The organism is Microbacterium galbinum, from assembly GCF_023101185.1.
Taxonomy (GTDB): domain Bacteria; phylum Actinomycetota; class Actinomycetes; order Actinomycetales; family Microbacteriaceae; genus Microbacterium; species Microbacterium galbinum.
In genome coordinates this window covers 115,084-130,936 of the sequence record NZ_CP078077.1, presented here as the reverse complement: position 1 = coordinate 130,936, position 15,853 = coordinate 115,084, and the positions used below count along the sequence as shown (strand labels likewise).

Sequence of the window (15,853 nt, the reverse complement as noted above, 5' to 3'; positions counted from 1 at the left end):
CCGCCACCCCGCGCCGGTAGACTCGTCTCTCGTGTCCGAGACTCCAGAAATCACCCCGGAAGCGGTCGAAGCAGCCGTCGCCGCAGCCCTGGCAGCGATCAACGCAGCGACCGACACCGCCGAGCTCAAGGCGGCCCGTGCCGCCCACGTGGCCGACGGTTCGCCCCTCGCCGTCCTGAACGCCTCGATGCGTCAGGTCGCCCCCGAGAACAAGGCCGCCTTCGGCAAGCTCGTCGGCCAGGGGCGCGGTCAGGTCACGCAGGCGCTCGCCGCCAAGGAGGCCGAGCTCGCTGCCGCCGAGATCGCGGCGCGCCTCGAAGCCGAACGCATCGACATCACGGCGGTGCCGTCGCGCACGCGCGTCGGTGCGCGGCATCCGCTCTCCCTGCTCCAGGACCAGGTCTGCGACATCTTCGTGGGCATGGGATGGGAGATCGCGGAGGGTCCCGAACTCGAGCACGAGTGGTTCAACTTCGACGCGCTCAACTTCGACGTCGACCACCCCGCCCGCCAGGAGCAGGACACGTTCTACGTCGACCCCGCCTCGCGACACCTCGTCATGCGCACGCACACGAGTCCCGTCCAGGTGCGCTCGATGCTCGACCGCGAGGTGCCGATCTACGTGCTCTGCCCCGGGCGCGTCTACCGAACCGACGAGTTCGATGCGACGCACCTGCCGGTGTTCACCCAGTTCGAGGGTCTCGTGATCGACAAGGGCATCACGATGGCGCACCTCAAGGGCACGCTCGACCACTTCGCGAAGCAGCTGTTCGGTCCCGAGGCCAAGATGCGCTTCCGCACCAACTACTTCCCCTTCACCGAGCCCTCCGCCGAGCTCGATCTGTGGCACCCCACTTTCAAGGGCGGCGCACGGTGGATCGAGTGGGGCGGCTGCGGCATGGTCAACCCGAACGTTCTGCGTGCGGCCGGGATCGATCCCGAGGTGTACAGCGGCTTCGCGTTCGGCATGGGCATCGAGCGGGGACTCATGTTCCGCAGCGATGTGCAGGACATGCGTGACATGGCCGAGGGCGATGTCCGATTCAGCGAGCAGTACGGGATGGTGGTGTGATGCGCGTCCCGCTTTCGTGGTTGCGTGAGTACGTCGATGTGGCAGCGGATGCGTCCCCCGAGGACGTCCTCGCGGCACTGGTGACGGTCGGCTTCGAAGAGGAGGACGTGCACCGCTTCGACATCACGGGTCCCGTCGTCGTCGGACAGGTGGTCTCGCTCGAGGGCGAACCGCAGTCCAACGGCAAGACCATCAACTGGTGCCAGGTCGACGTCGGCGAGGCGAACGGCGGCGTGCGCGGCATCGTCTGCGGCGCCCACAACTTCGTCGCCGGAGACAAGGTCATCGTGACGCTCCCGGGCGCGGTGCTGCCCGGCCCGTTCCCGATCGCGGCCCGCAAGACCTACGGGCACGTGTCGGACGGCATGATCGCCTCGGCGCGGGAGCTCGGGCTCGGTGACGAGCACAACGGCATCCTCGTGCTGTCCGACCTGGGGATCGACGCCCCGGTCGGTACCGACGCGATCGCCCTCCTCGGGCTCGACGACGTCGCTGTCGAGATCAACGTCACGCCCGACCGCGGGTACGCCTTCTCCCTGCGCGGCGTGGCCCGTGAGTACTCGCACGCGACGGGAGCGGAGTTCCGCGACCCGGCCGAGCGGGACTTCGCCGAGCTGCAGCCGGGCACCGGCCATGTCGCGATCGTCGACGATCAGGCGCCCGTGCGCGGACGTGTGGGCGCGAGCGAGTTCGTGACCCGGGTCGTCCGCGGGGTCGACCCGTCCCGCCCGACACCTCCCTGGATGATCGCGCGGCTCTCGCTCGCGGGCATGCGCTCGCTCGGCGTGCTGATCGACATCACGAACTACGTCATGCTCGAACTCGGCCAGCCGCTGCACGGCTACGACCTCGACAAGCTCACGGGCGGCATCACGGTGCGCCGCGCTCGGGCGGGCGAGAAGATGACGACTCTCGACGGCCAGGAGCGCACGCTCCACGTCGAGGATCTGCTCATCACCGACGAATCCGGACCCATCGGCCTCGCCGGCGTCATGGGCGGCGGCACGACCGAGATGAGCGACACGACGACCGACGTCCTCATCGAGGCCGCGTCGTTCGATCCCACCACGATCGCGCGCACCGCACGCCGGCACAAGCTGCCCAGCGAAGCGTCCAAGCGCTTCGAGCGCGGCGTCGACCCGCTCATCCCGTTCGTGGCGGCCCGTCGTGCGGCCGACCTCATGGTCGAGCTGGCCGGCGGCACGCTCACCGACGAGGGGGGCGCGCTCTTCGCCGAGGTCTTCGTCGGCGAGATCGACCTGCCCGCAGGCTTCGTCGAGGGCCTGATCGGCGTCGACTACACCGAGGCCGAGATCACCGGCGCCCTCACCACGATCGGTGCGGAGGTGACCGCTGCCGACGACGGGTGGACCGTCATCCCTCCGACCTGGCGTCCCGATCTGACCGACAAGTGGACGCTCGCCGAAGAGGTCGCCCGTATCCACGGCCTCGACCGCATCCCCTCGGTGCTTCCCACGCCGCCGTCGGGCCGCGGACTCACCGCGCACCAGCAGGGCCGCCGCCGGGTGGCGAACGCCCTGGCGTCCGCGGGCTTCGTCGAGACCCCCGCCTTCCCGTTCACGACCGAGGCGCAGAACGACCTCCACGGATCGGCGACGGGGGAGCACCTGCCCAGCATCCGGCTGGCGAACCCGCTCGACGGCCAGGCGCCGTTCCTGCGACGCTCGCTGGTGCCGGGGTTGCTCCAGACGGCGCACCGCAACATCTCACGCGGTCTCACCGACCTCGCGATCTTCGACACGGGTGCGGTGTTCCTGCCCGAGGCCGGGACGACCTACGGCACGGATGAGGTTCCGCCTCTCGGGGAGCGCCCCTCGGAGGAGACCCTCGCCGAGCTGAACGCATCGATCCCGCCGCAGCACCGCTTCCTCGCCGCTCTCCTGACCGGTAACGCGACCCCGCGCCAGCCGGGACGTCCGGCCGAGGCGGCCGGGCTCTCGGATGCTCTCGACGCCGTGCGCGTGATCGCGACGGCCGCAGGCGTCGAGATCGACGTCGTCCAGAGCACGCGAGCCGCCCTCCACCCGGGGCGCACGGGCGACCTGCGCGTCGCGGATCGGCTCGTCGGCTACGTCGGCGAACTCCACCCCGCTGTCACGGCGGATGCGGATCTCCCGGGGCGAGCGACCGTGCTCGAGGTCGATCTCGATCTCGTGCTCTCCCTGGCGGGCGAGCGCATCGTCGCCGCATCGCTCTCGACGTTCCCCGCCGCGACGCAGGACGTCTCGCTCGCTGTGTCGATCGAGGTTCCGGCCGCGGATGTCGAGGGAGCACTCGCCGAGGGCGCGGGTGCGCTCCTCGAATCGGTGCGCCTGGTCGACGACTACCGCGGCGAGGGCGTTCCTTCGGGTTCGAAGAGCCTGAGCTTCGCCCTGCGTTTCCGCGCCGACGATCGCACTCTCACGGCGGCCGAGGCCAGCGAAGCCAAGCTCGCGGGCGTCGCCGTCGCCGCCGAGCGCTTCGGGGCGGCTCTCCGCGACTGAGTCCCACACGATCCCCTCGCAGGCACTGGCCGTCGCGCAGCGTTCCCGCTAGCGCGACGGCCAGTGCCAGCTCGGACGCTCGAGCGGCAGCTGATCGCGCACACGGGTTCCGTAGCCGTTAGACTCGAGCTCGACGACCGACCCGCCCGCCTCGGCGAGTGCGCGGCGGAGGGGTGCCGAGTGGGTGACGACGATCACCTGCGTCTGGGACGCCGCATGAGCGAGCAACGAGCCGAGAGGGTCGATGAGGCTCTCGTGCAGGCTCGATTCGGGCTCGTTGACGACGAGGAGCGGCGGCGGATCGGCGGGCAGCAGTGCCGCGCACCACAGCAGGTATCTGAGCGTGCCGTCGGAGAGTTCGGCGGCGTCGAGCGGACGCAGCAACCCGGGTTGCCGCAGCTGCAACCGGAACGAGCCGTCGGTGACGGATATCTGCACGCGTGATCCCGGGAAGGCGCGGTCGACGGCCTCGTCGAGCGGAGCGCCGCGTCCGGCTTCCGTCGTCGTCGCCCACACGGCGGCGAGGTCGGAGCCGTCGTCGCTCAGCCAGCGCGTGCGGGTTCCGACCTGCGGCCGTCGCGCGGGGGCGGACGCGTCGGTGCGGAAGTGGTCGTAGAAGCGCCAGCTGGCGATCCGGGAGCGCAAGGATGCCGTCTCCCACCGCGCGGTGCCGTCGACGAGGTCGAGCAGCACGCTCTGCCCCGGTCCCATCGGCTGATCCACCGACTCCCAGCCGTCGTCGCCCCGCACCCGCACCCCGCCGCGCTGACGATCGACGAACAGCGTTCCCGGCCGCGCGAACGGGCCGCTGAACAACTGCTCGCGTTTGATCTCCGGGTCGCGCGTGAAGAGGCTGCGCGCGTCGGTCTGCGGCAGGCCCAGGTCGATGAGGTACCCGACCTCGTCGGCGGCGATGCCGAGGCGCACCGAGATCGGTCGGGTACGCCGTGTGCCCTGGGCTCCCTCACCCTGCGGCGTCTCGGGGCCCGCCCACAGCACGCTGTCGAGGCCTCCCTCCCGTGCGACGGCGGCGACCGCGCGGCCGTGGCCGGTCGCTGCGAGCAGGCGCAACGCGCGGTAGAGGTTCGACTTGCCCGTGCCGTTCGCCCCCGTGATCACGGTGAGCGGATCGAGCGGCACGACGACGTCGACGAGCGAGCGGTAGCCGGAAACGGCGAGGGTCGTGAGCATGGCCCCATCGTGTCAGGCGCATCCGACACTCTGCTCTGAGCGGATGCGCTTCCGTCGGCGCGCCGATCCTGGTGTGCTGGTGTCATGACGAAGGCTCTGATCCTCGGCGGCACCGGATGGCTGTCGAGCCGGATCGCCCGCCGCCTCCTCGACGAGGGCGCCGCCGTGACCTGCCTCGCGCGGGGGACCCGCCCGGTGCCGCCGGGGGCGACGCTCGTGGTCGGGGACCGGACCGGCGCCGATCCGTACGCGGCGCTCGACGGCGAATGGGACCTCGTGGTCGACGTCTCGACCTCGGCGCTCCAGGTCGCCCGGGCCGTCGACGAGCTCGGAGACCGCGCCGCCCGCTGGACCTTCGTGTCGTCCGTCTCGGTGTACGCCGACGACGAGACGGTGGGCGCCGACGAGAGCGCGCCACGGCATCCGTCCTCCCGCGCGGAGGATGCCGACTACGGTGCGCAGAAGGCGGCGGCGGAGGATGCCGTCGCCGCACTGGGCGATCGGGCGCTGATCGTGCGACCCGGTCTGATCGTGGGCAAGGGCGACCCGAGCGACCGCTTCGGTTACTGGGCGGCGGCGTTCGCACGGGCGGGGGAGCGACCGGTGCTGGTGCCGCCCCTGGCCGGCCGGACCGCGCAGATCGTCGACGTCGACGACCTCGCCGCGTACGTTGCCTCTTCGCGAGCCGTCGACGCGGTGAACGCGGTCGGCGACAGCATCCCGCTCGCCGACATGCTCGAGATCGTGCGCGGTGCCGCCGGACACACCGGCGGCGTGCGCGAGGCGAGCGAGGAGTGGTTGCGCGCGCGCAGCGTGGAGTACTGGATGGGCGTGCGCTCTTTGCCGCTCTGGTTGCCGGCCGACATGACCGGATTCATGACCCGTCGCAACGAGAGGTTCCTCGCGACGGGAGGCGCGCTGAGCCCGCTCGACGCGACGGCCGCGCGGGTCGTGGCCGACGAGCTCGTGCGCGGTGTGGATCGTCCGCGCCGCGCCGGGCTCAGCCGCGCGGAAGAGGCGGATCTCCTCGCCGAGCTCGGCGGCCGATCACGGTCGCTTCGCTAGACTCTGGGCGAGTGACACGGGGTGCCGCATCCGCGGCTGAGATCACACCCGTCGAACCTGATCTAGTTCGTACTAGCGAAGGGATGTCGCAATGAGCGATCTTCTGCGTCCATCGTCCGCCTCCTCGACCGCGCAGTCCGCGGCCGAACTGCTCGAAGCGCTGCGCACGGCTGCGCCGTTGACCCACTGCATCACCAACGCAGTCGTCACCGGATTCACCGCCAACGTGCTGCTCGCGGTCGGAGCCGCGCCGGCGATGGTCGACATCGTGGGCGAGGCGGGGATGTTCGCGGGTGCGGCCTCCGGGCTGCTCGTGAACCTCGGCACCCCGACCCCGGAACAGCGCGCGGCGAGCCTCGAGGCGGTCGACGCGGCGACCCTCGCCGGCACTCCCTGGGTGCTCGATCCTGTCGCGATCGGTGTGCTCCCGGTGCGCACCTCCCTGGCGGGCGAGCTCGCCGATCGTCGGCCGACGGCCATCCGCGGCAACGCGTCGGAGATCCTCGCGCTGGCGGGTATGAGCACGGGCGGACGCGGGGTCGATGCCACCGACGGCACCGAAGCCGCGCTCGACGCGGCGCGACACCTCGCTCGTCGCCATGGCAGCATCGTCGCCGTCTCGGGCGCCGTCGATCTGCTGACCGACGGCGAGCGGGTTCTCCGGCTGTCGAACGGTGACGCGCTCCTGACGCGCGTGACCGGAGGAGGATGCGCACTCGGCGCGGTGATGGCGGCGTTCCTCGGCACCGCCGGGGCGACCGGCACCGGAGCGCTGGATGCCGTCGCCGGGGCTTCTCTCGTCTACACGATCGCCGCGGAGGATGCGGCGGCGTCGGCGTCGGGGCCGGGCAGCTTCGCCGTCGCCCTGCTGGACGCGCTCGCCGCCGTCGAGCCGGCAGAGGTCATCGCTCGCGCGCACGTCGAGGAGGGAGCGCGGTGATCGCGGATCTCTCCCTGTACCTCGTGACGGACGCCGCCCTGTGCGGTGCACGCGGCGTCGTCGAGACCGTGCGGGAGGCGGTCGACGGTGGCGTGCGCATCGTCCAGCTCCGCGAAAAGGATGCCGAGCACTCCCACGTGGTCGCTCGCCTGGTCGAGCTGTCGCGCGTGATCGATGGGCGAGCGCTCCTCGTGGTGAACGACCGTCTGGAGGCGGTTCTCGATGCACGCGCGCAGGGCGCCCGAGTCGACGGGGTGCATCTCGGTCAGCGCGACGAGTCGGTGCTCCACGCGCGTGCGGTGCTGGGACCCGACGCGCTGATCGGGCTCACGGCGAGCAGCGCGGCCCATCTCGCTGCGCTCCACGCATTGCCCGAGGGCACGGTCGACTACCTCGGGGTGGGAGTCATCCGCCCGACGGCGACCAAGCCCGACCACCCGCCGGCTCTCGGGATCGAGGGGTTCCGGGCGTTCGCCCGGGCCACCGCCCTTCCCTGCGTCGCGATCGGCGGCGTCGGCATCGACGACACCGAGGATCTGCAGTCCGCCGGCGCCGCAGGGCTCGCCGTCGTCTCCGCGCTCTGCGCCTCGCCGGATCCGCGTGCCGCGGCCTCCGAGTTCCGCGCGCGGTGGCGGCGGGGCGCGGTGCCACGGGTGCTGAGTATCGCCGGCAGCGATCCCTCCGGCGGTGCGGGGATCCAGGCCGACCTCAAGTCGATCGCGGCGAACGGCGGATACGGGATGGCGGCGATCGCCGCGCTCACCGTGCAGAACACGCGCGGCGTGCGCGATGTGCACGTGCCCGACGCCGCGTTCCTCTCGGCGCAGCTGGAGGCGCTGTCGGACGACATCGTGATCGACGCCGTCAAGATCGGGATGCTCGCGAACGTCGAGGCCGTGCGCGTCGTGAGCGCGTGGCTGGATCGGGTGCGCCCGCCGCTCGTGGTGCTCGACCCCGTGATGGTGTCGACGAGCGGGGATCGTCTGCTCGACGCGGATGCCGAGGACGCTCTGGCTTCGCTTCTGCACCGCGCGCATCTCGTCACCCCGAACCTCGCGGAACTCGCCGTCCTCACCCGCCGGGAGATCGAGGGATGGCCCGCGGCGCTCGCCGCAGCCGAGGAGCTGTCGACCGAGTACGGCACGGCGGTGCTGGTGAAGGGCGGTCACCTCCCCGGCGATCAGGCTCCGGACGCGATCATCGACGTGCGATCCGGCTCACGCGAGGAGTTCGGCGGCGGTCGCATCGCGACGGCGAACACCCACGGCACGGGATGCTCTCTGTCCTCCGCCCTCGCGACACGACTCGCCCGCGGAGAGGACCTCACCGAGGCGGTGCGCGCTGCGCGGAGCTGGCTGCGCGAGTCGCTGCGGGAGGGCGGTGCCCTGCACGTCGGTGGCGGTCACGGCCCGGTGCATCACTTCGCGGGGCTCTGGGCGCGGGGCGGTGCGGGCACGCGACCGCTCCCGGAGGAGGTCGCCGAGGACTGGTGGCAGGGCATCGCCGGGATCCGGGCGGGCATCGACGGCCTCCCGTTCGTCCGCGGACTCGCCGACGGTTCCCTCTCCACGGAGGACTTCCTCTTCTACCTCGCGCAGGACGCGCTGTATCTCCGCGACTATGCGCGCGTCCTCGCCGTCGCCGCCCGACTCGCACCCACCCCGGACGAGCAGGCGTTCTGGGCGGAATCGGCCCGCGGGTCGATCCTGGGCGAGCTCGAACTGCACGCCTCCTGGTTGACACCGGCGCAGGGGGTGGCGGCGGCCACGTTCGTCGCGGACGCCTCGCCGACGACAACCGCATACCTCGACCACCTGCGATCCGTGGCGTTCGGGGGTGACTATCCCGAGCTGATCGCCGCCGTGCTGCCGTGCTTCTGGCTTTACACGGACCTCGGCAAGCGTCTGCACGCGGGGGAGTTCGGGGAGCGCGCCCGAGACCCGCAGCATCCGTACGCCACGTGGCTCGCGACGTACGCCGACCCCGCCTTCGCCGAGGCGACCGCCCGGGCGATCGAGTTCGTCACCCGGGCGGCGGCCGCGGCGGATGACGAGACCCGCGCGCGCATGCGGCGTGCGTTCGAACGCTCCAGCGCTCACGAGCAGGCGTTCTTCCGTGCCCCGGGGGAGCGGGGCGGCGACTCGGTGACGTGACGGATTTGCGGATGCCGTCGAGGGCGCGCTATCGTCGCGACATGCCTTCGGCCGCTTCCGCTGTCTCGACGCTCGTCCCGAGCGCCGCTCCGGTGCGCCGACGCCGCGACCGCCGACGTTAGGCGACCCCGCGCTCCTGCCTGCCGATCCCGGCGGACGATGGTCGAGCACCGGTGTCGCCGCCCCGGTCCCCGACAGCCCCGACCGTTAAGGTAGAAGCATGACGTACTCCGTCGCCGTCTCCGGCGCATCCGGCTACGCGGGCGGCGAGATCCTCCGCCTCCTCGCCGCTCATCCCGACATCGAGATCCGCACCGTCACGGCGCACTCGAACGCCGGACAGCCGCTCGTCCAGCACCAGCCCCACCTGCGCTCCCTCGCGCACCTCACCCTGCAGGACACCACACCCGAGATCCTCGCGGGTCACGACATCGTCGTGCTCGCGCTCCCGCACGGACAGTCCGGGCAGTACACGGACGCGCTGGGCGACGTTCCGCTCGTCATCGACGCCGGTGCCGATCACCGTCTGACGTCGCAGGACGCCTGGGACGCGTTCTACGGAGGCACCTTCCACGATGCCTGGAGCTACGGCGTGCCCGAGCTCCTCGTCGACGGAACGAAGCAGCGCGAGCGCCTGCGCGGTGCCACACGCATCGCTGCTCCCGGCTGCAATGCCTCCACCGTCAGCCTCAGCCTCGCCCCCGGGGTCGCCGCCGGTGTGATCGACCCGGGCGACATCGTCTCGGTGCTCGCGGTCGGCCCCTCCGGTGCGGGCAAGAGCCTGAAGACCAACCTGCTCGCCAGCGAGGTCCTCGGCACCGCGAACCCCTACGCCGTGGGCGGCACCCACCGGCACATCCCCGAGATCCGGCAGGCGCTCGCCGCAGCGGTGCCCGCGAGCACCGGCGCATCGGGCGACGGCATCCGCATCTCGTTCACCCCGGTGATCGTGCCGATGTCGCGGGGGATCCTCGCGACGTCGACCGCGCCGATCGTGCCCGGTGCGTCCGACGCCGACATCCGCGCCGCCTGGCAGAACGCCTACGGTGACGAGACCTTCGTGCAGCTGCTGCCCGAGGGCGTGTTCCCGCGCACCGCCGACGTGCTCGGTGCGAACACCGCGCTGATCGGTCTCGCGATCGACCGTGCGGCGAATCGGGTCACGGTGGTCGCCGCGGTCGACAACCTCGTCAAGGGGACCGCCGGCGCCGCCATCCAGTCCATGAACATCGCGCTCGGCCTCCCCGAGGACCGCGCGCTCTCAGTGAACGGAGTCGCCCCGTGAGCGTCACCGCCCCCGCAGGTTTCGAAGCGGCAGGCGTCGCCGCCGGCCTCAAGTCCACCGGCAAGCCCGATGTCGCCGTCGTCGTCAACCGCGGCCCGCGCAAGGTCGGCGCCGCCGTGTTCACGAGCAACCGCGCCAAGGCGAACCCGATCATCTGGTCGCAGCAGGTGATCGCCGATCGCGTCGTCGAGGCGGTCGTGCTCAACTCCGGTGGCGCGAACTGCTTCACCGGAAGCTTCGGATTCCAGACCACGCACCAGACGGCCGAGAAGGCCGCGGAGCTGCTCGACATCAGCGCGGGTGACGTGCTCGTGTGCTCGACCGGGTTGATCGGCACCGGTGACGAGGTGTTCCGCGCGAAGGTGCTCGCCGGCACCGAGCAGGCGATCGCCACGCTGTCCGCCGACGGCGGCGACGCCGCGGCCCAGGCGATCATGACGACCGACACCGTCGCGAAGACGGCGGTCGTGCAGGGCGACGGATGGACGATCGGCGGCATGGCGAAGGGCGCGGGCATGCTCGCTCCCGGACTCGCCACCATGCTGGTCGTGGTGACGACGGATGCCGACCTCGAGCCGCTCGAGGCGGATGCCGCGCTCCGCGCAGCGACCGGCACCACGTTCGACCGGCTCGACTCCGACGGATGCATGTCGACCAACGACCAGGTCACCCTCCTCGCCAACGGGGCGAGCGGGGTGAAGCCCGACCTGGATGCGTTCCGCTCGGCGCTGCGCGGGCTCTGCCAGGAACTGGCGGTCAAGCTGCAGGGTGATGCGGAGGGCGCGAGCCACGACATCACGATCGAGGTGCGCGGCGCGGTGTCCGAGCAGGATGCCGTCGAGGTCGGCCGTTCGGTGGCCCGCAACAATCTCTTCAAGGCGGCGATCTTCGGCAACGACCCCAACTGGGGTCGGGTGCTCGCCGCCATCGGCACGACGTCCGCGCAGTTCGACCCCTACGACGTCGACGTCTGGATGAACGACGTGCGCGTGTGCACCGCAGGCGGTCCGGATCGTCCGCGCGAAGATGTCGACCTGACGCCTCGGGCGACGAACCTCGTCATCGACCTGCGTTCGGGCGAGGCATCCGCCACGATCCTCACGAACGACCTCACCCACGACTACGTGCACGAGAACAGCGCCTACGCCTCATGACCGACATCCAGGACACTCCCGCCGAAGAGGCGGCACAGAAGGCGACGACGCTCATCGAGTCGCTGCCGTGGCTGAAGAAGTTCCGCGACCAGATCGTCGTGGTCAAGTACGGCGGCAACGCCATGGTGTCGGACGAACTGCAGGACGCCTTCGCGCAGGACATCGCGTATCTGCGCTACGTCGGCGTGCAGCCGGTGGTCGTGCACGGCGGCGGCCCCCAGATCTCCGACATGCTCGGACGCCTCGAGATCCCCAGCGAGTTCAAGGGCGGGTATCGCGTCACCAACACCGAGGCGATCGGCGTGGTGCGCATGGTGCTCACCGGCCAGGTGAACCCGCAGCTGGTCACCAAGATCAACTCCCACGGCCCGATCGCCACGGGGCTCAGCGGTGAGGACGCGGGCCTGTTCGGCGGCCGCCGTCGCGGGGTCATGGTCGACGGTGAAGAGGTCGATCTGGGGCGGGTCGGCGACGTCGTGCAGGTCGATCCGACGGCGGTCATCGATCATCTGGTCGCCGGGCGCATCCCCGTCGTGTCGAGCATCGCGCCCGATCTCGACCACCCGGGGCACTCCCTCAACGTCAACGCCGACGCGGCGGCGGCTGCGCTCGCGATCGCCCTCGGCGCCCGCAAACTCGTGATCCTCACCGACGTGCCGGGACTCTACGCCGACTGGCCGAACCGCGATTCGCTCGTGTCCCATCTGACGTCGACGGCCCTCATCGACATGTTGCCGAGTCTCGAGTCGGGGATGATCCCGAAGATGCGCGCCTGCCTCGACGCGGTCGAGGGCGGAGTGGACGCCGCGGCGATCATCGACGGACGCGTGCCGCACTCGGTGCTCGTCGAACTCTTCACCAGCAAAGGAATCGGAACGGAAGTGGTGGCAGGATGACCATCTGGCAGGACGACGCGCAGCGCGACCTCGTACTCAACGCGGGAGCGCGCCTGGCGCTGCTGACGCGTGGCGAGGGCTCCTATCTGTGGGACTCCGAGGGCCGACGCCACCTCGACTTCCTCGCGGGGATCGCCGTGACCTCCCTGGGTCACGCGCACCCGGTGTTCGTCGAAGCGGTCTCTCGCCAGGCCGCGACGCTCGCCCACGTCTCGAACTACTTTGCGACCCCCTCGCAGCTCGCGCTCGCCGCACGCCTCAAGCGTCTCGCGGGGGCCGGGATCGACGGTCGGGTGTTCTTCTCGAACTCCGGCGCCGAGGCGAACGAGGCCGCGTTCAAACTCGCCCGTCTGCACGGGGGTGCCGAGCGACCGCGCATCATCGCCCTCGAGAACGGCTTCCACGGCCGCACGATGGGCTCGCTCGCGCTGACCGCGAAAGAGGCGATGCGCGCCCCGTTCGAGCCGATGCCCGGCGGCGTGGAGCACATCCCGGCGACCATCGAGGCGCTCGAAGCCGCGATGGACGATCGCGTCGCAGCGGTCATCGTCGAGCCGATCCAGGGCGAGGCCGGCGTGGTCGAGCTGCCCGAGGGCTACCTCGCCGCCGCCCGCTCGCTGACGCTCGCGCACGGAGCGCTCCTCATCGTCGACGAGATCCAGACCGGTGCCGGGCGCACCGGCGCCTGGTTCGGGTTCAGCCATGAGGGCATCACCCCGGATGCGATCACGCTCGCGAAGGGGATCGGCGGGGGCTTCCCGATCGGCGCGCTCGTGACCTACGGGGCGGCGAGCGATCTGTTCACCCCCGGCTCGCACGGCTCGACCTTCGGTGGGAATCCGCTGGCCACCGCGGTGGCGGATGCCGTGCTCGCCGAGATCGAGGACGCGGGGCTCGTCGAGAACGCCGCCCGACGCGGTGAGGAGTTACGCGAGACGATCCTCGGATTGGAATCGCCGCTGGTGTCGGGTGTGCGCGGTCGCGGTCTGCTGATCGGCGTCGCCCTCAGCGAGCCGGTCGCGGGTGCGGTGGTCGCTGCGGCGCAGGAGCGCGGCCTCATCGTCAACGCGGCCAATCCCGACACGGTGCGCATCGCGCCCGCCCTCACGATCGGCGACGCCGAGATCTCCGAGTTCCGCGAGCTGTTCGCGGCCACGCTCTCCGACGTCTTCGCGACGCTCCCCGGAAAGGTATCCGCATGACCCGCCACCTGCTGCGCGACGATGACCTCACGCCCGCCGAACAGGCCGAGATCCTCGATCTCGCGATCGAGTTGAAGAAGGATCGGTGGGCGGACAAGAGCCTCGCCGGACCCCAGACGGTCGCGGTGATCTTCGACAAGTCGTCGACCCGCACCCGTGTCTCCTTCGCGGTCGGGATCGCCGACCTCGGCGGATCGCCCCTCATCATCTCGACCGCGAGCAGCCAGCTCGGCGGCAAGGAGACTCCCTCGGACACCGCGCGGGTTCTCGAGCGCCAGGTCGCCGCGATCGTGTGGCGCACCTACGCGCAGTCGGGGCTCGAAGAGATGTCGGCGGGCACCCGAGTGCCCGTGATCAACGCGCTGTCCGACGATTTCCACCCCTGCCAGCTGCTCGCCGATCTGCTCACGATCCGTGAGCACAAGGGCGAGCTCGCGGGGCTCACGCTGACGTTCTTCGGTGATGGGCAGAGCAATATGGCGCACTCCTATGCGCTCGCCGGCGTCACGGCGGGCATGCACGTGCGCATCGCCTCTCCCGCCGACTACTCGCCGCGGGCGGACGTCGTGGAGGCGGCCGACCGTCGAGCGGCCGAGACCGGTGGGTCCATCACGCTGTACACCGATCCCGTCGAGGCTGCGGCCGGCGCCGACGTCGTCGTCACCGACACGTGGGTGTCGATGGGCAAGGAAGAGGAGAAGATCGCGCGCATCCGTGATCTCGGCGGCTACAAGGTGACGCCCGAGACGATGACGCTCGCCGACTCGGAGGCGATCTTCATCCACTGCCTTCCCGCCGATCGCGGATACGAGGTCGACTCCGAGGTCATCGACGGCCCGAAGAGCGTCGTGTGGGACGAGGCCGAGAACCGCCTGCACGCGCAGAAGGCGCTGCTGGTGTGGCTGCTGCGGAAGAACGGCTCGGCATCGGCCCTCGCCGGAGCATCCGCATGAGCGGCGCGAAGAGCGACGGCACGAACGAGGGCGCTCTCTGGGGCGCCCGGTTCGCGACCGGTCCGTCCCCCGAGCTCGTGGAGCTGAGCCGGTCGACGCATTTCGACTGGATCCTGGCCCCGTACGACATCGCGGGTTCGCATGCCCACGCCACGGCCCTCGAGGCGGCGGGCTATCTGGAGGCGGAGGAGGCGGTGCGCATGCATGCGGGCCTCGACGCGGTCGCGCGCAAGGTCGCCGACGGCACGCTGCTCCCGGCGCCGACCGATGAGGACGTCCATGGCGCGCTCGAGCAGGCGCTGATCGCCGAGCTCGGCCCGGAGCTGGGCGGACGCCTGCGCGCCGGCCGCAGCCGCAACGATCAGATCGCGACGCTCGTGCGCATGTACCTCATCGACCACGCGGCGGTGATCGCCCGTGACATCCTGCGGGTGATCGACGCGCTCGTGGCGCAGGCCGAGGCGCACCCCGAGGCGATCCTGCCGGGGCGTACACATCTCCAGCACGCACAGCCCGTACTGCTGGCCCATCATCTGCAGGCCCACGGCTGGCCGCTGGTGCGCGAGCTCGAGCGCCTGGTCGACTGGCGTCGACGGGCCGGCGTCTCGCCGTACGGCGGGGGAGCACTCGCGGGTTCCACGCTCGGTCTCGATCCGTCGCTCGTCGCCTCGGAGCTGGGGCTCGATCGTCCGGCCGAGAACTCACTCGACGGTACGGCCGCGCGCGACGTGGTCGCCGAGTTCGCCTTCGTGACCGCGATGATCGGTGTCGACATCTCGCGCCTGTCGGAGGAGATCATCCTCTGGAACACGCGCGAGTTCGGCTTCGTGACCCTCGACGACGGCTACTCGACAGGGTCGAGCATCATGCCGCAGAAGAAGAACCCCGACATCGCCGAGCTCGCGCGGGGCAAGTCGGGGCGCCTCATCGGCAATCTCTCGGGGCTTCTCGCGACGCTCAAGGGACTGCCGTTGGCCTACAACCGCGATCTGCAGGAGGACAAGGAGCCGGTCTTCGACTCGGTTCGCACCCTCGAGGTCGTGCTTCCCGCTTTCGCCGGCATGATCGCCACGTTGCGTTTCGACACGGATCGGATGGCGGCTCTCGCACCGCAGGGCTTCTCGCTCGCGACGGACGTCGCGGAGTGGCTCGTGAAGCGGCGGGTGCCGTTCCGCGATGCGCACGAGATCTCGGGTGCGCTGGTGCGCGCCTGCGAGGAGCAGGGGATCGGTCTCGAGGACGCGTCCGACGAGCTGCTCGCCGGCGTCTCCTCGCATCTGACCCCGGAGGTGCGCGAGGTCCTCACGATCGAGGGCTCCGTCGCCTCGCGCACGGGGATCGGTGGAACCGCTCCGGTGCGCGTGGCCGAGCAGCGCGCCGAACTCGTCGCCCGCGCACAGGCCGCCGCGCACGCGCTCGGTATCTGAGCCGGGCTCCG

At 71.0% G+C, this 15,853-nt stretch carries 12 protein-coding genes and 1 riboswitch; of the genes, 11 read left to right on the top strand and 1 reads right to left on the bottom strand.

The window, feature by feature from the left end; all coding sequences use genetic code 11:
• Nucleotides 1-31: 31 nt before the first annotated feature.
• Nucleotides 32-1,072: a phenylalanine--tRNA ligase subunit alpha gene (gene pheS / locus KV396_RS00715; RefSeq protein WP_247956532.1), complete on the top strand. Its 1,041-nt coding sequence runs from the start codon at nucleotides 32-34 to the stop codon at nucleotides 1,070-1,072.
• On the top strand, nucleotides 1,072-3,576 hold the full coding sequence (pheT, locus tag KV396_RS00710; protein ID WP_247634401.1) for a phenylalanine--tRNA ligase subunit beta: 2,505 nt from the start codon (nucleotides 1,072-1,074) through the stop codon (nucleotides 3,574-3,576). Before pheS ends, pheT begins: the two co-directional genes overlap by 1 nt.
• Nucleotides 3,577-3,624: 48 nt before the next feature.
• On the opposite strand, the gene KV396_RS00705 is transcribed toward pheT, so the two are convergent.
• Nucleotides 3,625-4,767 (bottom strand): AAA family ATPase, encoded by a 1,143-nt coding sequence (locus KV396_RS00705; RefSeq protein WP_247956531.1) that lies wholly within the window; start codon nucleotides 4,765-4,767, stop codon nucleotides 3,625-3,627.
• A gap of 84 nt (nucleotides 4,768-4,851) precedes the next feature.
• On the opposite strand from KV396_RS00705, the gene KV396_RS00700 reads away from it, so the two are divergent.
• The 9 genes from KV396_RS00700 to argH all read left to right on the top strand — a co-directional run bounded on the left by KV396_RS00700 (nucleotide 4,852) and on the right by argH (nucleotide 15,842).
• Nucleotides 4,852-5,832, top strand: coding sequence for an NAD-dependent epimerase/dehydratase family protein (locus tag KV396_RS00700; protein ID WP_247956530.1), 981 nt, complete (start codon nucleotides 4,852-4,854; stop codon nucleotides 5,830-5,832).
• Nucleotides 5,833-5,839: 7 nt separating this feature from the next.
• A riboswitch (TPP riboswitch) is annotated at nucleotides 5,840-5,933 on the top strand.
• Nucleotides 5,924-6,772, top strand: coding sequence for a hydroxyethylthiazole kinase (gene thiM, locus KV396_RS00695; protein WP_247956529.1), 849 nt, complete (start codon nucleotides 5,924-5,926; stop codon nucleotides 6,770-6,772). It overlaps the preceding riboswitch by 10 nt.
• On the top strand, nucleotides 6,769-8,925 hold the full coding sequence (locus KV396_RS00690) for a bifunctional hydroxymethylpyrimidine kinase/phosphomethylpyrimidine kinase (RefSeq protein ID WP_247956528.1): 2,157 nt from the start codon (nucleotides 6,769-6,771) through the stop codon (nucleotides 8,923-8,925). Before thiM ends, KV396_RS00690 begins: the two co-directional genes overlap by 4 nt.
• Nucleotides 8,926-9,145: 220 nt before the next feature.
• Nucleotides 9,146-10,210, top strand: coding sequence for an N-acetyl-gamma-glutamyl-phosphate reductase (gene argC, locus KV396_RS00685; RefSeq protein WP_247956527.1), 1,065 nt, complete (start codon nucleotides 9,146-9,148; stop codon nucleotides 10,208-10,210).
• A complete protein-coding gene (gene argJ / locus KV396_RS00680; RefSeq protein ID WP_247956526.1) occupies nucleotides 10,207-11,364 on the top strand; it encodes a bifunctional glutamate N-acetyltransferase/amino-acid acetyltransferase ArgJ in 1,158 nt (385 codons plus the stop codon). The genes argC and argJ overlap by 4 nt, the downstream gene beginning before the upstream one ends.
• Nucleotides 11,361-12,260, top strand: a complete 900-nt coding sequence (argB, locus tag KV396_RS00675) for an acetylglutamate kinase (RefSeq protein ID WP_247634407.1) — start codon at nucleotides 11,361-11,363, stop codon at nucleotides 12,258-12,260. Before argJ ends, argB begins: the two co-directional genes overlap by 4 nt.
• Entirely contained in the window at nucleotides 12,257-13,462 is a 1,206-nt protein-coding gene (locus KV396_RS00670) for an acetylornithine transaminase (RefSeq protein WP_247956525.1), read from the top strand. Before argB ends, KV396_RS00670 begins: the two co-directional genes overlap by 4 nt.
• The gene (gene argF, locus KV396_RS00665; RefSeq protein WP_247956524.1) at nucleotides 13,459-14,415 is read left to right on the top strand and encodes an ornithine carbamoyltransferase; all 957 of its coding nucleotides are present in this window, start codon (nucleotides 13,459-13,461) and stop codon (nucleotides 14,413-14,415) included. Before KV396_RS00670 ends, argF begins: the two co-directional genes overlap by 4 nt.
• Entirely contained in the window at nucleotides 14,412-15,842 is a 1,431-nt protein-coding gene (gene argH, locus KV396_RS00660; RefSeq protein ID WP_247956523.1) for an argininosuccinate lyase, read from the top strand. Before argF ends, argH begins: the two co-directional genes overlap by 4 nt.
• Nucleotides 15,843-15,853: the final 11 nt, after the last annotated feature.

Excerpts from the sequence above, each read along its gene's own strand:
- pheT (WP_247634401.1), top strand. The coding sequence starts at position 1,072 with ATGCGCGTCCCGCTTTCGTGGTTGCGTGAGTACGTCGATGTGGCAGCG.
- KV396_RS00705 (WP_247956531.1), bottom strand. The coding sequence starts at position 4,767 with ATGCTCACGACCCTCGCCGTTTCCGGCTACCGCTCGCTCGTCGACGTC.
- KV396_RS00700 (WP_247956530.1), top strand. The coding sequence starts at position 4,852 with ATGACGAAGGCTCTGATCCTCGGCGGCACCGGATGGCTGTCGAGCCGG.
- thiM (WP_247956529.1), top strand. The coding sequence starts at position 5,924 with ATGAGCGATCTTCTGCGTCCATCGTCCGCCTCCTCGACCGCGCAGTCC.
- argC (WP_247956527.1), top strand. The coding sequence starts at position 9,146 with ATGACGTACTCCGTCGCCGTCTCCGGCGCATCCGGCTACGCGGGCGGC.
- argB (WP_247634407.1), top strand. The coding sequence starts at position 11,361 with ATGACCGACATCCAGGACACTCCCGCCGAAGAGGCGGCACAGAAGGCG.
- KV396_RS00670 (WP_247956525.1), top strand. The coding sequence starts at position 12,257 with ATGACCATCTGGCAGGACGACGCGCAGCGCGACCTCGTACTCAACGCG.
- argF (WP_247956524.1), top strand. The coding sequence starts at position 13,459 with ATGACCCGCCACCTGCTGCGCGACGATGACCTCACGCCCGCCGAACAG.
- argH (WP_247956523.1), top strand. The coding sequence starts at position 14,412 with ATGAGCGGCGCGAAGAGCGACGGCACGAACGAGGGCGCTCTCTGGGGC.